Source organism: Sphingomonas sp. NY01 (assembly GCF_038809135.1).
In the GTDB taxonomy this organism is placed as follows: Bacteria; Pseudomonadota; Alphaproteobacteria; order Sphingomonadales; family Sphingomonadaceae; genus Sphingomonas; species Sphingomonas carotinifaciens.
The window spans coordinates 3,246,794-3,263,521 of record NZ_CP101722.1 but is presented as its reverse complement, the minus strand read 5'-3'; the positions used below and the strand labels follow the sequence as shown (position 1 = coordinate 3,263,521).

The 16,728-nt window shown below is 68.6% G+C and carries 16 protein-coding genes; 9 read left to right on the top strand and 7 right to left on the bottom strand.

The window, feature by feature from the left end; all coding sequences use genetic code 11:
- Positions 1–109: 109 nt before the first annotated feature.
- Positions 110–463 carry a hypothetical protein gene (locus tag NPJ82_RS15740; protein ID WP_342657946.1) on the bottom strand — a complete coding sequence of 118 codons (354 nt, stop codon included), beginning with the start codon at positions 461–463 and terminating at the stop codon, positions 110–112.
- A 131-nt stretch (positions 464–594) separates the two neighbouring features.
- Here NPJ82_RS15740 and NPJ82_RS15735 point away from each other — a divergent pair, with 131 nt between their 5' ends.
- Complete coding sequence (locus NPJ82_RS15735) at positions 595–771, top strand: hypothetical protein (RefSeq protein WP_160146734.1); 177 nt, start codon at positions 595–597, stop codon at positions 769–771.
- 178 nt (positions 772–949) lie between these two features.
- On the opposite strand, the gene NPJ82_RS15730 is transcribed toward NPJ82_RS15735, so the two are convergent.
- Positions 950–1,783 carry a cold-shock protein gene (locus NPJ82_RS15730; RefSeq protein ID WP_342657945.1) on the bottom strand — a complete coding sequence of 278 codons (834 nt, stop codon included), beginning with the start codon at positions 1,781–1,783 and terminating at the stop codon, positions 950–952.
- 311 nt (positions 1,784–2,094) lie between these two features.
- Between NPJ82_RS15730 and NPJ82_RS15725 the strand changes: the two genes are divergently transcribed.
- The 5 genes from NPJ82_RS15725 to rpoN are packed head-to-tail and all read left to right on the top strand — an operon-like array spanning position 2,095 to position 6,308.
- Positions 2,095–2,715: a ribonuclease D gene (locus NPJ82_RS15725; protein ID WP_342657944.1), complete on the top strand. Its 621-nt coding sequence runs from the start codon at positions 2,095–2,097 to the stop codon at positions 2,713–2,715.
- Between the two features lie 14 nt (positions 2,716–2,729).
- On the top strand, positions 2,730–3,356 hold the full coding sequence (gene lptC, locus NPJ82_RS15720) for an LPS export ABC transporter periplasmic protein LptC (protein ID WP_149681303.1): 627 nt from the start codon (positions 2,730–2,732) through the stop codon (positions 3,354–3,356).
- A gap of 18 nt (positions 3,357–3,374) precedes the next feature.
- A complete protein-coding gene (locus NPJ82_RS15715) occupies positions 3,375–3,938 on the top strand; it encodes an LptA/OstA family protein (RefSeq protein WP_342657943.1) in 564 nt (187 codons plus the stop codon).
- 48 nt (positions 3,939–3,986) lie between these two features.
- A complete protein-coding gene (gene lptB / locus NPJ82_RS15710; RefSeq protein WP_211368563.1) occupies positions 3,987–4,784 on the top strand; it encodes an LPS export ABC transporter ATP-binding protein in 798 nt (265 codons plus the stop codon).
- A 45-nt stretch (positions 4,785–4,829) separates the two neighbouring features.
- The gene (gene rpoN / locus NPJ82_RS15705; protein ID WP_342657942.1) at positions 4,830–6,308 is read left to right on the top strand and encodes an RNA polymerase factor sigma-54; all 1,479 of its coding nucleotides are present in this window, start codon (positions 4,830–4,832) and stop codon (positions 6,306–6,308) included.
- 38 nt (positions 6,309–6,346) lie between these two features.
- Here rpoN and NPJ82_RS15700 read toward each other — a convergent pair whose 3' ends face one another.
- The 5 genes from NPJ82_RS15700 to lgt form a co-directional block, all read right to left on the bottom strand.
- Positions 6,347–7,648 carry a cystathionine gamma-synthase family protein gene (locus NPJ82_RS15700; RefSeq protein WP_342657941.1) on the bottom strand — a complete coding sequence of 434 codons (1,302 nt, stop codon included), beginning with the start codon at positions 7,646–7,648 and terminating at the stop codon, positions 6,347–6,349.
- 304 nt (positions 7,649–7,952) lie between these two features.
- Complete coding sequence (pgeF, locus tag NPJ82_RS15695) at positions 7,953–8,717, bottom strand: peptidoglycan editing factor PgeF (RefSeq protein ID WP_342657940.1); 765 nt, start codon at positions 8,715–8,717, stop codon at positions 7,953–7,955.
- Between the two features lie 276 nt (positions 8,718–8,993).
- The gene (locus NPJ82_RS15690; RefSeq protein WP_342657939.1) at positions 8,994–9,503 is read right to left on the bottom strand and encodes a GNAT family N-acetyltransferase; all 510 of its coding nucleotides are present in this window, start codon (positions 9,501–9,503) and stop codon (positions 8,994–8,996) included.
- Positions 9,500–10,516 (bottom strand): SAM-dependent methyltransferase, encoded by a 1,017-nt coding sequence (locus NPJ82_RS15685; RefSeq protein WP_342657938.1) that lies wholly within the window; start codon positions 10,514–10,516, stop codon positions 9,500–9,502. Before NPJ82_RS15685 ends, NPJ82_RS15690 begins: the two co-directional genes overlap by 4 nt.
- A gap of 71 nt (positions 10,517–10,587) precedes the next feature.
- Positions 10,588–11,466 (bottom strand): prolipoprotein diacylglyceryl transferase, encoded by an 879-nt coding sequence (gene lgt, locus NPJ82_RS15680; protein WP_112381636.1) that lies wholly within the window; start codon positions 11,464–11,466, stop codon positions 10,588–10,590.
- 75 nt (positions 11,467–11,541) lie between these two features.
- On the opposite strand from lgt, the gene NPJ82_RS15675 reads away from it, so the two are divergent.
- From NPJ82_RS15675 to hemH, 3 genes are all read left to right on the top strand, one after another.
- Positions 11,542–13,236, top strand: coding sequence for a class I adenylate-forming enzyme family protein (locus NPJ82_RS15675; protein WP_205411554.1), 1,695 nt, complete (start codon positions 11,542–11,544; stop codon positions 13,234–13,236).
- A 226-nt stretch (positions 13,237–13,462) separates the two neighbouring features.
- Positions 13,463–15,658 carry a molybdopterin cofactor-binding domain-containing protein gene (locus tag NPJ82_RS15670; RefSeq protein WP_342657937.1) on the top strand — a complete coding sequence of 732 codons (2,196 nt, stop codon included), beginning with the start codon at positions 13,463–13,465 and terminating at the stop codon, positions 15,656–15,658.
- The gene (gene hemH / locus NPJ82_RS15665; protein WP_342657936.1) at positions 15,655–16,671 is read left to right on the top strand and encodes a ferrochelatase; all 1,017 of its coding nucleotides are present in this window, start codon (positions 15,655–15,657) and stop codon (positions 16,669–16,671) included. The genes NPJ82_RS15670 and hemH overlap by 4 nt, the downstream gene beginning before the upstream one ends.
- Positions 16,672–16,728 lie beyond the last annotated feature (57 nt).

The following is a 16,728-nucleotide window of genomic DNA, read 5'->3' as shown; positions in this document are numbered from 1 at the left end:
TGCGGCGATGATCCGGATCGCCCCGATATCAGTTGATCAGGATCACCTGATGGACCGACGTCGGTCGGCATCCCGCCGGTCCATGATGTCATCGTCGCGAAACATAGGCTCAACTGCGCGTCTTATGCGCCAGCCAGTTGTCGAACGCATTCAAGGCGACGCCTGCGATCTTGGTCATTTCGGGAGGAAAGGGCGGCGGCGCCGGCGGTTCCGGCATATCGCAATTTTCGTCATCCCCGGCTGAAGATTCGGAGCCCGAAGATGCGGCCGGTCCGGCGCGACTGATGGCGCCGGCAGCGGCGATCAGGGCGGCGGCGATCACCTGGCGACCGAGCGGACTGCGAAGCTGATCCAGCAAGGCGCTGCCAAGGCCTTGCAGGGCCGTGAGTGGCGTGCCGCCGCCTGTTTCGGTCTGCCGTGCCGCCTCGGCTGCTTTCCGCTTCCGGTCCTTCTTCTTGCCCATGACGATGCTCCGTTGGTGTGTCGATTATGTAAGACACCACAGGCGATGCGCAAGCGGAGGGGCAGGCGGCGCCGCCGGCACCGATCCGTCATTCAAAGCGTTGGTTTTACGGAATTTATTGACCCGAGAGGATGATGATGGTGGAAAAAGGCAGCAAGACGGGCAACCGCGCCAGTCGCAGATTGGCGATCGGTCTCGGCATTGGCGCGATCCTCGCGCTGATACTGGTCGCGGTGTTCAGCATGCGTGTGGCCGAACCGGCGGGCGAGCAACGCGCGCCGCCGTCGCAGACGCGCGGCCTGGGCTGACGCCGGAGGGGCCGGGCAGAAACGGCATAGGGTATGTGACCCTGCGGGCGGTGCCCGCGGGGCCGGGTGGTGGCGTCCTGCATCGTCATGCGTGCACGCCATTACGCGCATCAACCGGGAACGAAAAAGCCCGGCCCCGTCGGTGACGAAGCCGGGCCTGATCGTCAGGAGTCTGAGCTTAGGAAGACTGCTGCAGGTTCACCGCTGCGTACTTGCCGCGGCGATCGACCTCGATCTCGAACGACAGGCGATCGCCCTCGTTGAGCGAGCTCATTCCCGCACGCTCGACCGCCGAGATGTGCACAAAGGCATCGGGCTGGCCGTCATCGCGCTGAATGAAGCCGAAGCCCTTCATCGCGTTGAAGAACTTGACGGTGCCCGTCGCCTTCTCACCGGTCAGCTGACGCTGCGGTCCACCGGCGCCACCACGAGGCGCACCGAAGCCACCTTCGCGCGGCTCGCGGGGTTCGCGCGGCGCGCGATCCTGCACCGGCATCGGCTCGCCCTCGATCTTCAGCTCGGTGGCCGAGATGCGGCCGCCGCGATCGACAAGCGTGAAGCCCAGCGGCTGACCTTCGGCCAGACCGGTCAGGCCGGCCTGCTCGACTGCTGAGATGTGCACAAACACGTCCTCGCCGCCGTCATCGCGAACGACGAAGCCGAAGCCCTTCTGGCCGTTGAAGAACTTTACGACGCCGGTGCCTTCGCCAACAACCTGGGGAGGCATGCCGCGACCGCCGCCGAAGCCGCCGCCGCCACCACCGCCGCCAAAGCCGCCACCGCCGCTGCGGCCGCCGCCGAAGCCGCCACCGCCGCCGCCAAAGCCGCCACCGCCGAAGCCGCCGCGGCCACCACCGCCGCCGCCAAAGCGATCACCACCGCCAAAGCCGCCGCGATCTTCGAAACCGCCGCCGAAGCCGCCGCCGAAATCGTCGCCGCCGCCGCCGAAGCTGTCGCGCTTGTCACGCCCACGTCCGCCACGATGCCCGCGGCTGCCTTTGTCGAAACTCATAAGCCCTATTCGTCTTCCCGGTTCGCCCGCAAATCCAATCCTGAAAAACCGAGCGCCGGACGATAGCGCGGTTTTTCGGCGCCGAATCTTTTGCGCCTTATCTCCAGCCATAGCGCACAACGCCACGTCTCGCGAATAAATTCGTGCGCGTTCCTGTCATTTCGCTGAATAAACGATGCTTTGTTGCTCCCACGGCACAATGTGCATTGATGTTTTTCCTAAATTTTCGATTGCAACGCACCGATTGCTGTCGGTCGTGGAGGTACAGAGCGGCATTGAGCCGGCGCCGTCGCGGCGCTAGGGCAGAATGCATGACCGTTCACCTGCACGAAGAAGACATCCCCGCCGACCTGTTCGCATCCGGCGCCGCCATTGCGGTGGATACCGAGACGATGGGCCTGATCACGCCGCGCGACCGGTTGTGCGTGGTGCAACTGTCCGACGGCGGCGCGGACGAGCATCTGGTGCGCTTCGGACCGGGCAGCGACTATGCCGCGCCGAACCTGCGCGCGCTATTGTCCGACCCCGACCGGCTGAAGCTGTATCATTTCGGGCGGTTCGATATCGCGGCGATCCGGCATTATCTGGGCGTGGTCGCCGGGCCGGTCTATTGCACCAAGATCGCCTCACGGCTGGTGCGGACCTATACCGACCGGCACGGGCTGAAGGAACTGGTGCGCGAACTGCTGGGGCAGGAACTGTCCAAGGCACAGCAATCGTCCGATTGGGGGGCGCCCGAATTGTCCGAGGCGCAAAAGGAATATGCCGCCTCCGACGTGCGTTACCTGCACCGGTTGAAGGCGGAACTGGACCGGCGGCTGGTGCGCGAAGGACGGATGGAGATCGCACAAGCGTGCTTCGACTTCCTGCCGGCGCGTGCGGAACTGGACCTGGCCGGCTGGCCCGAGATCGACATCTTCGCCCACGCCTGAGGGAGCGCGCATCCATGTCCGCCATTGCCGAGCGCGAACGATCGCAGCGCCAGATCTGGGCGGCGCCGGGCAGCCGGCACGACCGGGTGATCGCGATCGCGCGCTGGCTGTTGCCGGCGTCGATCGGGGTGCTGGCGGCGTTTCTGGTGATGGCGCCGGTCTATTCGTCGGGCGACGTGTCGTTCGTGCTGGACAAGAACAAGGTCGAGGTGGCGAAGGAGCGCTTGAAGATCCAGGCGGCGCAGTATCGCGGGCAGGATACGAAGGGCCAGCCGTTCGAGCTGACCGCGGGATCGGCGTTGCAGCGCAGTTCGGCCGAGCCGGTGGTGCAACTGCGTCAGTTGGCAGCGGAAATCCGGCTGAGCGACGGACCGGCCAGCATCCGTGCGAACACCGGGCGCTATGACATGCGCACCGAGCAGGTGCGGCTGGACGGGCCGCTGAACGTGCAGTCCGAGGGCGGCTATTCGCTGCAAACGCGCGACGCGACGGTGGACCTGCACCAGCGCACGCTGGAAAGCGGCGGCGCGGTGACGGGACGGACCAAGCAGGGCACGTTCAGCGCCAACAAATTGCGCGCCAACCTGGAGGACAGAACGGTGACGCTGGACGGCAATGCCCGCTTGCGGATCGTGCCGTAAAAGCCGAGATAGCGCGCCATGCAGACGCACCTCGCATCCGTTCTTCTGGCTCCCGCCCTTTTGACGGTGACCGTCGCGCTGGCGGGGCCCGCCGCCGCGCAGCAGCGGCACAACAGCCGCGCACCGATCGATTTCGGGGCGGATCACATCGAGTTGCAGGACAAGGCGAACCGCGCCGTGCTGGTCGGCAACGTATCGGTGCGCCAGGCGGAGATGACGTTGAACGCGGCGCGGATGACGGTGGCCTATACCGGCCAGGTGATCGGGGGTAATCCGCAGGTGTCGCGACTGGATGCATCGGGCAGCGTCATCGTGCGCCGGCCGGACCAGACCGCGCGCAGCCAATATGCGATCTACGACCTCAATCGCCGGGTCATCACCATGCTGGGCGGCGTGTCGCTGACCCAGGGCGGGAATACGGTGAATGGCGGGCGGCTGACGATCAACATGGATACCGGGCGCGCGGTGATCGACGGTTCGGCGGTGGCCGGTGGCGGCAACAACGGTGCGGCGGCGCCGAACGGCACGACCCGCACGAACGGCCGGGTGACCGGCACCTTCTCGGTGCCCGATCGCAACTGATCGTCAAATTTGCAGGCGTGCGCCGCCGGTCGTAAAGGACGCGATGTGATGGACCAGACAGACGCTCCCGATACGATCCAGCAGGCGCGGCCCACGCCCGAGCCGATCGCCGAGCCGCCGGTGTCGCGCGGCCTGCAGGTGGTGTCGATCGCCAAGAGCTACGACAAGCGCGTGGTGCTGACCGACGTTTCGGTGTCGGTCGGGCGCGGCGAGGTGATCGGTCTGCTGGGGCCGAACGGGGCGGGCAAGACGACCTGCTTCTATTCGGTGATGGGACTGGTGAAGCCCGATTCGGGGCGCATCATGCTGGACGGCGACGATATCACCGGCCTGCCCATGTATCGCCGCGCGGTGCTGGGGCTGGGTTATCTGCCGCAGGAAACCAGCATCTTTCGCGGGCTTTCCATCGAAAAGAACATCCTGACGGTGCTGGAGCTGTCCGAACCCGATCCGAAGGCGCGGGCGGAAAAGCTGGACCGGCTGCTGGAGGAGTTCGGGCTGACCCGGCTGCGCGCTGCGCCCGCCATGGCATTGTCGGGCGGCGAGCGGCGGCGGGCGGAGATTGCGCGCGCGCTGGCCGCCGATCCGTCGATCATGCTGCTCGACGAGCCGTTCGCCGGCATCGACCCGATCTCGATCGCCGACATCCGCGATCTGGTGAAGGACCTGAAGCGCCGCGACATCGGCGTGCTGATCACCGACCATAATGTCCGCGAAACGCTGGACATCGTCGACCGCGCCTACATCATCTACGACGGGCGCGTGCTGTTCACCGGATCGCCCGCCGAACTGGTCGCCGATGCCAATGTGCGGCGGCTGTATCTGGGCGAGGGCTTCTCGCTGTAGCGCGATGGCGGCAGGCGGCGTCCTTCCCCTGCCATGGCGGCGCGGATGAGCCTCGCGCCCCGCCTCGATATTCGTCAAAGCCAGTCGCTGGTGATGACGCCGCAGTTGCAGCAGGCGATAAAGCTGCTGACGCTGTCCAACCTGGAGATCGAGGCGTTCATCGCCGACGAGGTGGAGCGCAACCCGCTGCTGGAGGCGCCCGCCACCGACGAGGTGGTGCGGCCCGAACGGGTCGAGCGCGATGCGCCGGCGGGGGCGGACGAGCTGGTGGCGGGCACGGCTCCGGCGGAGGATCGTGCGCTGGACCTCGACTATGCCACCGAAAGCCATCAGCAGGACAGCGTAAGCGATGGCGGGGCGGCGCTGGACGGTGCCCTGGGCCTGACCGGTGGCAGCGGCGGGGCGATGGGGGCCGAGGCGCCCGACCTGGATACGCTGTCCGAGGGCGAGGTGAGTCTGGGCGAGCATCTGGCGGCGCAGGCGGCGGTGGCGATCGGGGGGGCGGATGCGTTCATCGCGGCGCACCTGATCGACCAGATCGACGAGGCGGGGTACCTGACCGTGGCGACCGCGGAGATCGCCGCGCGGTTGGGCGTGGAGGCCGAGCGGGTGGAGGCGGTGCTGGCCATCGTCCAGACCTTCGACCCGACCGGCGTCGGCGCGCGCGACCTGGGCGAATGCCTGGCGATCCAGGCGCGCGAGGCGGACCGCTACGACCCGTGCATGGCGCGGCTGCTGGATCATCTGGACCTCCTGGCGCGCGGTGACCTCGGCCGGTTGAAGCGCATCTGCGGCGTCGATGACGAGGACATGGCGGACATGATCCGCGAGCTGCGCGGCTACGATCCAAAGCCGGGATGCCGTTACGGCGGCGAGGCGATGCAGGCGGTGGTGCCCGACCTGTTCGTCGCGCGCACCAGAAATGGCTGGGGAATAGAGCTGAACGTGGCGACCCTGCCGCGGGTGCTGGTCAACCGGCGCTATTATCACGAGCTGTCGCATGGGCCGCAGGACAAGGCATCCAAGGCGTGGCTGAACGATTGCCTGGCGAGCGCCAACTGGCTGATCAAGGCGCTGGACCAGCGGCAGCGCACGATCATCCGGGTCGCGACCGAGATCGTGAAGCAGCAGGAGGCATTCTTCCTGCACGGCGTGGCGCATCTGAAGCCGCTGACGCTGGCAAAGGTGGCCGAGGCAATCGAGATGCACGAATCGACGGTCAGCCGGGTGACGAGCAACAAATATCTGAGCTGTGCGCGCGGGCTGTTCGAGCTGAAATACTTCTTCACCTCGGCGATTCAGGCGGCGGACGGGGGCGACGCGGTATCGGCGGAGGCGGTGAAGAGCGCGATCCGCGCGCTGATCGCGGGCGAGGGGGCCAAGATCCTGTCGGACGATACGCTGGTCGAGCTGTTGCAGGCCAAGGGCTTCGACATCGCGCGGCGGACGGTGGCCAAGTACCGGGAGGCGATGGGAATCGGCAGTTCGGTGCAGCGGCGGCGGGCCCGGGCGCTGGCGGGGTAGGAAATACCCTCTCCCCGGAGGGGAGAGGGTCGGAGACATCAGATCGCGGCCAGGGCCTGTTCGAAGTCGGCGATGAGGTCGTCGGCGTCCTCCACGCCGATCGAGATGCGCACCAGATTGTCGGTGATGGCGAGCGCGGCCTTGCGTTCGTCGGGGACGGACAGGTGCGTCATCGCCGCCGGATGGCTGGCAAGCGTCTCGGTGCCGCCCAGGCTGACCGCCAGCTTGGCGATGCGCAGCGCGTCCAGGAAGCGGAACGCCTCCGCCTCGCCGCCCTTCAGGTAGAGCGAGAAGGTGGAGCCGGCGCCGGTGCAGTGGCGGTCGTAGATATCCTGCTGGCGCGGGTCGGTGATGAAGCCGAGATAGCCCATCCGCTCCACCTTCGGGTGATCGCGCAGATAGGCGCAGACTTTGGCGGCGTTCTCGCCGGCGCGGCTCATGCGGAGTTCCAGCGTCTCCAGGCTGCGCAACAGCATCCAGGCGGTGTTGGGGTCGCAGATCGTGCCGATCGTGTTGCGCATCGAGCGGACGGTGTTGATCAGTGCCTTCGACCCCAGCACGCCGCCCGCGACCAGATCGGAATGGCCGCCGGCATATTTGGTGAGGCTGTAGACGACGAGATCGGCGCCGTGGCGCAGCGGCTGTTGCCAGAGCGGCCCCAGAAAGGTGTTGTCGATCGCGATCGGCGGCCTGTTCTCGCCGGGGAAGCGGGCGTCGCGGGCGGCGACCACCGCCTCGATATCGACCAGCACATTGGTCGGGTTGGCCGGGCTTTCCAGATAGATGAGCGCGATCCGTCCATCGCCGGCGCGTTCCAGCACGCCCTCTATCTCCTCGCGGGTGGCGCCGGCGGGGAAGTCGAGCCACTTGACCCCGAAACGGCCGAGCACGCGGCCGATCAGCGTTTCGGTGGCGGCATAGAGGGGGCCGGAATGGACGATGGTGTCGCCGGGCTGGACCAGCGACAGGAACAGCGTGGCGATCGCGGCCATGCCGCTGGAAAAGGCCAGCGCGTCCTCCGCCTCCTCCCAGATGGCGAGGCGATCCTCGAGGATTTCCTGATTGGGGCCGTTGAAGCGGGAATAGACCAGACCCTCCGCGCCGCCGGGCCGCTTGCCGGTCACGCCCTCGAAATGGCGTTTGCCGGCGGCGGCGTTGGGGAAGACGAAGGTCGAGGTGAGAAAGATCGGCGGTTTCAGCGAGCCTTCCGACAGGGTCGGGTCATAGCCATGGCCCATCATCATCGTGGCGGGTTTCAGCTTGCGGGCGCCGAGCGTGCGGGGCTCGGCCTTGGGCGCATTGGGCTGGGGCGTGCCGGTGAGATCGGATTCGTCGGGCATGCGCTGGTCTCCTGCGAAGGGGGCCGCCTCTGTCGGGCGGGATGGGGGCAGGGTAGCGGTGGCGATGGGGGAAGGGAAAGGGCGTGATTCGCGGCACTTGCTCGGTTCACCCGCGGAAGTGGACACTACGTCCCCCCTTGCGTGTCCACTTACCTTTTTTGCAATCGTGCTGGTTGGAAGAAGGTGGAGGGAGCGAGCCTGACCCATGCCCGGAACATAGCGGAAACAGGGTGTGTAGGACAGCGCCTCCTTCCGCGCCGCGTGCCGGGGGGCTTGGCCCGTACGATCGCGATCGTGTCCGGTTCTAGTCGGGCAGGCCGATCAGGCTGATCTGGCGGCCGTAGGAGGGTTCGGCGCGGTGGGTGGCGCGGCGGTAGCTGAAGTAGCGATCGGCCTGCGCGTAGGTATCCTGGCCGAGTGCGGCGACGCGGGTGATGCCGGCGGCGGCGAGGCGGTGGGCGACATAGGCTTCGAGATCGAAGCGGTGGTGGTCGGCACGCGCCGGCTGGAAGAAGCGCTCGTTGGCGGGGTCGGCGGCGGTAAAGCGGGCGAGGAAGGCGGCGTCGACCTCGTAGCTGGTGCGGGCGATGCAGGGGCCGATCGCGGCGACGATGCGGGCACGGTCGGCGCCGAGCGCCTCCATCGCGGCGAGGGTGGCGTCGGTCACGCCGGCAAGCGCGCCCTTCCATCCGGCATGGGCGGCGCCGATGACGCCCGCATGGGCATCGGCGAAGAGGACGGGGGCGCAGTCGGCGGTGAGGATGCCGAGAAGGAGGCCGGGGCGGTCGGTGACGAGGGCGTCCCCTTCGGGGCGGACATCGTCCTCGGGCGCGGTGCGCAGGGTGACGGCCTCGGCGGAGTGGATCTGGTAGAGGGTGACGAGGCGGGCGCCGGGGAGGACCGCGTCGCGGGCGCGGGTGCGGTTTTCCTGCACGGCGTCGCGATCGTCCTCCGAGCCGAGGCCGACGTTCAGGCCGTTGTGGAGGCCCGTGGAGACGCCGCCGGTTCGGCCGAGGAAGCCGTGGGGGATGGGGGTTAGGATTGGGGTGGTTAGGGGGGTTATGGTCATGTTTGGGGTTCCGGCATTATTTCCCTCTCCCCGGTGGGGAGAGGAGTGTTGGGTCGGTCATGCCCCCGGCATGACCTGAACAGCATGGGGCGCTGTTCACCCTACACTGGCCCGCTGCCTTCAGGCAGTGGGAGGGTGAGGGGGTGCCAAGCAGTGCTGCGTTTGGGGCGGCCCCTCACCCAACCAGCATCAGGTCGGTCATGCCCCCGGCATGACCTGAACAGCGCGGGGCGCTGTTCACCTGATGCTCCCCGGAGGGGAGAGGGCTTTTTCTTGTTATAGGGGCAGGCGCATGATGCGGTCTTCGTCGATCGTGTTGCCGACCGCGAAGTCGTAGCGGCCGATATCCTGAAAGCCGTAGCGGGCGTAGAAGCGCTTGGCGCGGTGATTGTCGACAAAGACCGAGAGCAGCATTTCGGACGCGCCGTGCGCGGTGGCGTGGGCGAGTGCCCAGTCCATCAGGGCGGGGCCGATGCCGGCGCCGAGCCAGGGCTGGCGCACGTAAAGCTGGTGGAGTTCGATCGCGTTTGCCGACCACTCGCCGGGAAAGGCGACGGGGCCGAGCTTGGCGAAACCGGCGATGCGGTCGCCGTCCAGCGCCACCTGAATGTGCCAGCCGGGGCGGCCGATCTGGGCGGGGAGGCCGGCAGGGCCGAACGCTTCGTCGAGGAAGGTGGCGAGGTCGCCGGCGCTGTAGAGGGTGCCGAAGGTTTCGGTAAAGGCGGCGCGCGCGCAGGCGGCGAGCGCGTCGGCATCCTCCGCGCGGGCGGGGCGGTAACGGATCATTCGCCGTATCCTGCAGGTACGGGCCAGTCGGGCCGGGTGATGGCAAGCGCGCGGAACAGCGTGCCCATCGCGTCCATCAGCCGGGTCCGGTCGGCAAGCAGCGCGTCCGCCCTGTCGGGCGTGCGGCGCGCGAGCGCGGCGGTGCGCTGGTCGATGCCGAGCTGGCCGAGCAGGTCGCGCTGGGTGACGGGGCCGAAGGCGGTGGCGCCGGCGCTCTGCGCGGCGGCGGCGAGCGTGGTGAAATCGACATGCGCGGACAGGTCGTGTTCGCCCGGCGCCTCATAGGGGTTGGCGAAGGCGTGGCCGCGCACCGCCTGCAACGTGTCGGCGAGTGCGGGGCCCTCATAGCCATAGTCGATGGCGAGCATCGCGCCGCCCTGCGCGACGATCCGGGCGGCGAGGCTGCGCATGATCGCGACGGAATGGGGCGATACCTCGATGATCGAGCCGGGGGCGGCATCGCGTAAAGGCTCGGGAATGACCGCGATCGGCACGGCCGGGCCGGCGATGGGGAGGAAGAGCGTATCCTGCGCCGCGATCAGGCGTTCGTGCCACCCCTCGCCGCGCCGGACCAGCTGGCGGATGGGAAGCGCATCGAAAAATTCGTTGGCGACGACGATCAGCGCAGGCTCGGTGGGCAGCGTGTCCACCGTGTCGTGCCAGGTCGCGTGCGGCACCCGCGCCCTTTGGGCGTCGCGCAGTGCAGGGCTGGTCTCGACGAAATGGACGGGGGGCGCGAGCCCGGCCCTGTTCATCGCCCGCAGCGCATCGGCGGCAAGCGTGCCGCGGCCGGGGCCGAGTTCGACCCAGGCGACCTCCGGACGGCCGGCGCGGTCCCACAGGTCGGCGCACCACAGGCCGATCAGCTCCCCGAACATCTGGCTGATCTCGGGACTGGTGGTGAAGTCGCCGCCGGTGCCCAGCGGATCGCGGCTGGCATAATAATGCGCGTTGGCCGCGGCCATGTACTGCGACAGCGGGATCGGCCCGGCGAGCGCGATGGCGCGGGCCATGCGCTCAGGCAGAGCCTCCTCGGCGGTGCGGACGAAATCGGCCGGGGGATCAGGGGGGAGTCGGACGACATTCAGGCGACGCTGTTCGGGCCGGCGATCGGCTCTACCCGCTGGCGGCGCTTCGGCGCAGTGAGGACGAGGTACAGGCCGCCGGCGATCATCGGCACACACAGCCACTGGCCCATATGGAGGCCGGTCTGTTCGGCAAATGCCCGCAACTGGCTGTCGGGTTCGCGGAAGAATTCGACGGTGAAGCGAGCCAAGCCATAGCCGAGCACGAACAGGCCGACGAGCCGGCCCGGCTCGTAGCGTGCCTTCGTGCGCCAGAAGGCGAACCACAGGACGGCAAAGAGCAGGAGGCCCTCCAGCCCCGCCTCGTAGAGCTGGCTGGGATGGCGGGCGGGATCGGGGATGCCGAAGGGCACGGTGCGCGGAAAGACGATCGCCCAGGGCACGTCGGTCGGCTTGCCCCAGAGTTCGCCGTTCACGAAATTCGCCAGCCGGCCGAAGAACAGGCCGAAGGGAACGCAGCAGGCGATATAGTCATGGACGCGCAGCCAATCGAGCTTGTGCTTGCGCGCGAACAGGATGAGGCCGAGCGAGGTGCCGATCACCCCGCCATGGAAGCTCATGCCGCCATCCCACAGCCGCAGGATGCGCAGCGGGTGGAGGATCATTTCCGGCGCGTAGAACAGCACATAGCCGATACGGCCGCCCAGGATGATGCCGAGCGTGGCGTAGAACACCAGATCGTCGGCATGGCGCCGCGCCATCGGGGCACCGGGCTGGGCCAGCAGCTTCAACAGATACCACCAGCCGATGAGAATGCCGGCGATATAGGCCAGGCTGTACCAGCGCAGCGTGAAGAAGCCGATCGAGAAGACATCCGGGTGCAATCCCAGATCCTCGAAGCGGATATGGCCGGTGGCGGCCGCGAGCAATTCGATCAAGGCTTTTCCCTCATGGTCCGCGTCTGCATAGTGGCGGGCAACGGCAAGACCAAGAGCCCGATAAAGGAGAGAGCGATGCGGACCGAGCTGGACGGGCGGATGGACGCGGCGGTGGCGGCGCTGACCGGCGCGGGCGGGCCGCTGGCGCTGGGCTCGATCACCAGACATGGGCTCGACCTGCCGGTGATCGCGGCGGCACCGCCCAGCCTGCCCGCCTATTTCGCGCATTTTTGTGCGCAGCATGGCGCGGCGACCTTTCTGGTATCGGGCGAGGAGCGGCTGAGCTTTACCGAAACCTATGATGCCGCGGTGCTGGTGGCGAACGGGCTGGCGGCGCGCGGGGTGAGGAAGGGCGACCGGGTGGGCATCGCGATGCGCAACTCGCCGGCCTGGATCGTGACCTATATGGGCGTGCTGATTGCGGGCGGGGTCGCGACGCTGTTGAACGGATGGTGGCAGGCGGACGAGCTGGGGCAGGCGACGCGCGACGTGGCGTGCGCGCTGATCGTGGCCGACCTGCCCCGGGCCAAGCGGCTGGAGGGGGTGGCCGATCTGGCCGCGCCGGTGCTGGTGCTGGACGACCATCTGCCGCTGGGACAGGCGCTGGGTCCGCTGATGGCGCCGGAGGAAGGCGATGCGGTGCCGCTGCCCGCGGTGGGGCCGGACGATCACGCCACGATCCTGTTCACCAGCGGATCGACGGGCCGATGCAGGGGGGCGCTGTCCGACCACCGGGCGGTGGTGCAGGGGACGTTCAACTTCCTGACCCAGGCGATGACGATGCTGAGCATCGCCACCGCCGACGGCAACCCGCCGCAAGGGCAGCCGGCCACGCTGCTCAGCCTGCCGCTGTTCCACGTCACCGCCGAGGTGCCGGTGATGCTGCAAAGCTTCGCCATGGGGCGCAAGCTGGTCCTGATGCCGAAATGGGATGCGCAGGAGGCGATGCGGCTGATCGCGGCGGAGCGCGTGACCTATTTCGTGGGCGTGCCGCTGATGGGGCTGGAGATGCTGAACCATCCGAGCCGTGGTCAGTACGACCTGTCGTGCCTGGTCGACCTGGCGGCGGGCGGCGCGCCGCGGCCGGTGGAGCATGTGCGGCGCATCGCGGCCGAGATGGGCGGGACGGCGCCGCTGATCGGTTATGGCCTGACCGAGACCAACGCGACGGGATCGGGCAACTGGCGCTCCAACTATCTGGCGAAGCCCGATTCGGCGGGACGCGCCTCGCCGCCGCTCGTTGAGCTGAGAATCGTCGACGATGACGGGCGGCCGGTCGCCCAAGGGGCACGCGGCGAGGTGGCGATCCGGTCGGTCGCGAACTTCCGGGAATATTGGGGGCAGCCGGAGGCCACCGCGGCGGCCTTTACCGCGGACGGCTTCTTCCGGACGGGCGATATCGGGCTGCTGGATGCGGACGGCTATCTGTTCATCGTCGATCGCAAGAAGGACATCATCATCCGCGGCGGCGAGAACATCAGCTGTCAGGAGGTGGAGGCGGCCCTCTATGCGCATGCCGGGGTGGCCGAGGCGGCGGTGTTCGGGCTGGAGGATGCGCGCATGGGCGAGGTGCCGGGCGCGGTCGTCCATCTGCACGACGGCGCGGACGTGGATGCGGCCGGGCTGGAGGCGTTTCTGGGCGAGCATCTGGCGGCGTTCAAGGTGCCGCGCCGCATCTGGATCGTCGACGAGGCGCTGCCCCGGCTGGGCACCGAGAAGATCGACAAGGTGACGCTGAAGGCGCGGTACCGGGCGCTGGTGGCGGCCTGAAGGCGTGATTTGAAATGCGCTGTGGGCGCATTTTGCGGTGCCGGCCAGCGTCGGGTGAACAGCGCCCCGCGCTGTTCAGGTCATGCCGGGGGCATGACCGGCCCAATGCTCCCCCACCCGACCTCCCACAGAGTATCCTTGATGAGAGGTCGGGTGGGGGAGCGGGCCGGCACCGCCAAGATTGGCTCTTTCGCCAATCTCCAGACAGCCTCTAAAGGCCCGGGCCATGACGATGATCGGCAGGCGGACAGTGCTGGTGGGGGGCGGGGCCGGACTGGGGCTGGTCGTGGCCTGGGGGCTGTGGCCGCGCGACTATGCGCCGGGGCTGACCGTGGGGCCGGACGAGCGGGCGTTCGGCGCATGGCTGAAGATCGGGCGGGACGGGCATGTCACCGTCGCGGTGCCGCAGGCCGAGCATGGGCAGGGCGTCTACACCACCTTGCCGCAGATCGTGGCGGACGAACTGGGCGCGGACTGGCGCACCGTGGCGGTGACGCCGGCGCCGGTGCATCCGCTTTATGCCAACCCGCTGGGGCTGGACGAATTGTTCGAGCATGGGTTCGATGCGGTGCCGGCATCCTGGCGGGGCGAGTGGGCGACGCGTAATGCGGCGATGGTGACGGCGGCGTCCTCGTCCGTGCGGATGTTCGAGGGGCCGGCGCGGGAAGCGGCGGCGGCGGCGCGCGCGCTGTTGATCCAGGCGGCGGCGCGGCGGTGGGATGCGGACTGGGCGGACTGTGCGACCGAGGCGGGGTTCGTCACCCATGCGGGCAAGCGGCTGCGCTTTGCCGAGCTGGTGGACGATGCCGTGCGCGAGACGGTGCCCGATCCCCTGCCCATCGGGGTGCAGGGCGCGGGCGCGCTGATGGGCAAGGCGGTGCCGCGACTGGATGCGCCGTCGAAGGTCGACGGGTCGGCCAACTTCACCGCGGACATCCGCCTGCCCGACATGGTGCATGTCGCGGTGCGCCAGGGGCCGATCGGCAGCCGGCTGGTCGGCATCGACCGGGCGGCGGCGCGTCGGGTGCCGGGTGTGGTCGAGGTGATCGAGACGGACGACTGGGTCGCGGTGGCGGCGGCAACGTGGTGGACCGCGACGCGCGCGCTGGATGCCAGCCATCCGCGCTTCGCCAGCGAAGGGCCGGCGCCTTCCACCGCGTCGATCGCAGCGGCGCTGGACGCGGCGTTGAAGGACGACGGGCGTTCGGTGGCGGCGGTCGGCGATATCGAGGCGGCGCTGTCGGCGGGGCAGGCGGTCAGTGCCACCTACCGCGTGGCGCCGATGGTGCATGGCGGGATCGAGACGCCGGGCGCGGTGGCCGCATACCGGGACGACCGGCTGGAAATATGGGCGCAGACCCAGGCGCCGGCGCGGGCGCGCGCGGTGGCGGCCGCGGCGGCGGACCTGCCCGAATCGCGCGTGACGGTGCATGCGATGATGATCGGCGGATCGTTCGGCGCGGCGCTGGAGCATGATGCGGTGGCGCAGGCGGCGCGGATCGCGATGCAGCTGAAGCGGCCGGTGAACCTGATGTGGTCGCGCGGCGAGGCGTTGCTGCATGATTATTACCGGGCGCCGGCGGTGGCCGCGATGAGCGCGCGGCTGGGGGCGAACGGCGCGGTACTGGGCTGGCAGGCGAAGATCGCCGCGCCGCCGACGGGCGGGGCGCTGGCGGAGCGGCTGGTGCCGGGTCTGCCGCGGCGGATGCTGCGCGAAACCTATGCGACGGGCGGGGCGGTGCCGCCCTACCGGGTGGCGGCGCTGGCGGTCGACCACCACCGCGCCGATATCGGCGTGCCGACTGGGCATGTGCGGGGCGGGGCGCATGGGGCCAATTGTTTCTTCAACGAATGCTTCGTCGACGAACTGGCACGGGCGGCGGGGGTGGAGCCGCTGTCCTTTCGCATCGGGATGCTGGGGGGCGAGCCGCGGCTGGCGCGCTGCCTGTCCACCGCGGCGTCGCTGGGCGGATGGGAAGGCGGCGTGCCGGACAGCGGGCAAGGCATTGCCGCCCATGGCTTTCGCGGCAGCTACATCGCGGTGATGGCCGAGGCGCGGATGGGGCCGGGCGGGCGGCCGGTGGTGGAGCGGCTGGTCGCGGCGGTGGATTGCGGTCGGATGGTCAATCCGGACGTGGTGCGCCAGCAGATCGAGGGCGGGCTGATCTTCGGACTGGCGAGCGCGATCGGCGCGGCGACGGGCTTTGCCGGCGGGCTGGCGACGGCGCGCGGGTTCGACCGGCTGGTGCTGCCGCGCCTTGCCGACACGCCCGACATCACCGTCGAGTTCGTCGCATCGGATGAGCCGCCGGGCGGGGTGGGCGAACTGGCGGTGCCGCCGGTCGCGCCCGCCATCGCCAATGCATTGTATGCATCGGGCGGCTTCCGCATTCGCACATTGCCATTACATGGGGCGCCATGAACCTTCCCGCCGGGCACCCCGCCATTTCTTCGCCCAAGATCGGCGTGCTCCTGATCAACCTGGGCACGCCCGATGCGGCGGACCCGCCGGCGGTGAAACGCTATCTGGGCGAGTTCCTGTCCGACAAGCGGGTGGTGGAGCTGCCGGCGATCGCGTGGCAGCCGATCCTGCGCGGCATCATCCTGACCACGCGGCCGAAAAAATCCGCCCATGCCTATCAACAGGTATGGCGCGAGGACGGGTCGCCGCTGGCGGCGATCACCAGGGCTCAGTCCAAAGGCTTGCAGGGTGCGTTCGGCGAGGGCGTGAGGGTCGACTGGGCGATGCGCTATGGCCGGCCGGCGATCGGCGACCGGATCCAGGCGATGAAGGAGGCGGGGGTGGAGCGCATCCTGCTGGCGCCGCTTTATCCGCAATATTGCGCAGCGACGACCGCCACCGCCAACGACAAGGCGTTCGCGCATCTGGCGCAGATGCGCTGGCAACCGGCGATACGCACGCTGCCGCCCTATTATGACGATCCCCTTTATATCGATGCGCTGAAGACCAGTCTGGAGGCCGGGCTGGCGGCGCTGGATTTCGCGCCCGATGCGATCCTGGCGAGCTTTCACGGCATGCCGCAGCGGACGCTGGAGCTGGGCGACCCCTATCATTGCCATTGCCGCAAGACGGCACGGTTGCTGAGCGAGGCGATGCAGGAAACCCTGGGGGGACGCGAGTTGATCGTGACCTTCCAGTCGCGTTTCGGGCGGGCCAAGTGGCTGGAGCCGGCGACCGACACGGTGCTGGAGGCGTTGCCGGCCAAGGGCGTGAGGAAGGTCGCGATCCTGGCACCGGGATTCTCCGCCGACTGCCTGGAAACGCTGGAAGAACTGGCGATCCGCGGGCGCGAGAGTTTCGAGGGCGCAGGGGGCACGCACTTCGCCTATCTGCCCTGCCTGAACGATAGCGAGACGGGGCTGGCGATGCTGCGCGCGCTGCTGTCGCGCGAGTTGCAAGGCTGGGTTCCGTAAGGGAAAACCCGAAAGCCCCATTGCGGTGCGATCTTCGCACCCGTAGCATCGATCACG

Excerpts from the sequence above, each read along its gene's own strand:
- NPJ82_RS15670 (WP_342657937.1), top strand. The coding sequence starts at position 13,463 with ATGACGATGATCGGCAGGCGGACAGTGCTGGTGGGGGGCGGGGCCGGA.
- lptC (WP_149681303.1), top strand. The coding sequence starts at position 2,730 with ATGTCCGCCATTGCCGAGCGCGAACGATCGCAGCGCCAGATCTGGGCG.
- hemH (WP_342657936.1), top strand. The coding sequence starts at position 15,655 with ATGAACCTTCCCGCCGGGCACCCCGCCATTTCTTCGCCCAAGATCGGC.
- NPJ82_RS15740 (WP_342657946.1), bottom strand. The coding sequence starts at position 463 with ATGGGCAAGAAGAAGGACCGGAAGCGGAAAGCAGCCGAGGCGGCACGG.
- NPJ82_RS15735 (WP_160146734.1), top strand. The coding sequence starts at position 595 with ATGATGATGGTGGAAAAAGGCAGCAAGACGGGCAACCGCGCCAGTCGC.
- rpoN (WP_342657942.1), top strand. The coding sequence starts at position 4,830 with ATGAGCCTCGCGCCCCGCCTCGATATTCGTCAAAGCCAGTCGCTGGTG.
- NPJ82_RS15715 (WP_342657943.1), top strand. The coding sequence starts at position 3,375 with ATGCAGACGCACCTCGCATCCGTTCTTCTGGCTCCCGCCCTTTTGACG.
- lptB (WP_211368563.1), top strand. The coding sequence starts at position 3,987 with ATGGACCAGACAGACGCTCCCGATACGATCCAGCAGGCGCGGCCCACG.
- NPJ82_RS15685 (WP_342657938.1), bottom strand. The coding sequence starts at position 10,516 with ATGGCCCGCGCCATCGCGCTCGCCGGGCCGATCCCGCTGTCGCAGTAC.
- pgeF (WP_342657940.1), bottom strand. The coding sequence starts at position 8,717 with ATGACCATAACCCCCCTAACCACCCCAATCCTAACCCCCATCCCCCAC.
- NPJ82_RS15700 (WP_342657941.1), bottom strand. The coding sequence starts at position 7,648 with ATGCCCGACGAATCCGATCTCACCGGCACGCCCCAGCCCAATGCGCCC.
- NPJ82_RS15725 (WP_342657944.1), top strand. The coding sequence starts at position 2,095 with ATGACCGTTCACCTGCACGAAGAAGACATCCCCGCCGACCTGTTCGCA.
- NPJ82_RS15730 (WP_342657945.1), bottom strand. The coding sequence starts at position 1,783 with ATGAGTTTCGACAAAGGCAGCCGCGGGCATCGTGGCGGACGTGGGCGT.
- NPJ82_RS15675 (WP_205411554.1), top strand. The coding sequence starts at position 11,542 with ATGCGGACCGAGCTGGACGGGCGGATGGACGCGGCGGTGGCGGCGCTG.
- NPJ82_RS15690 (WP_342657939.1), bottom strand. The coding sequence starts at position 9,503 with ATGATCCGTTACCGCCCCGCCCGCGCGGAGGATGCCGACGCGCTCGCC.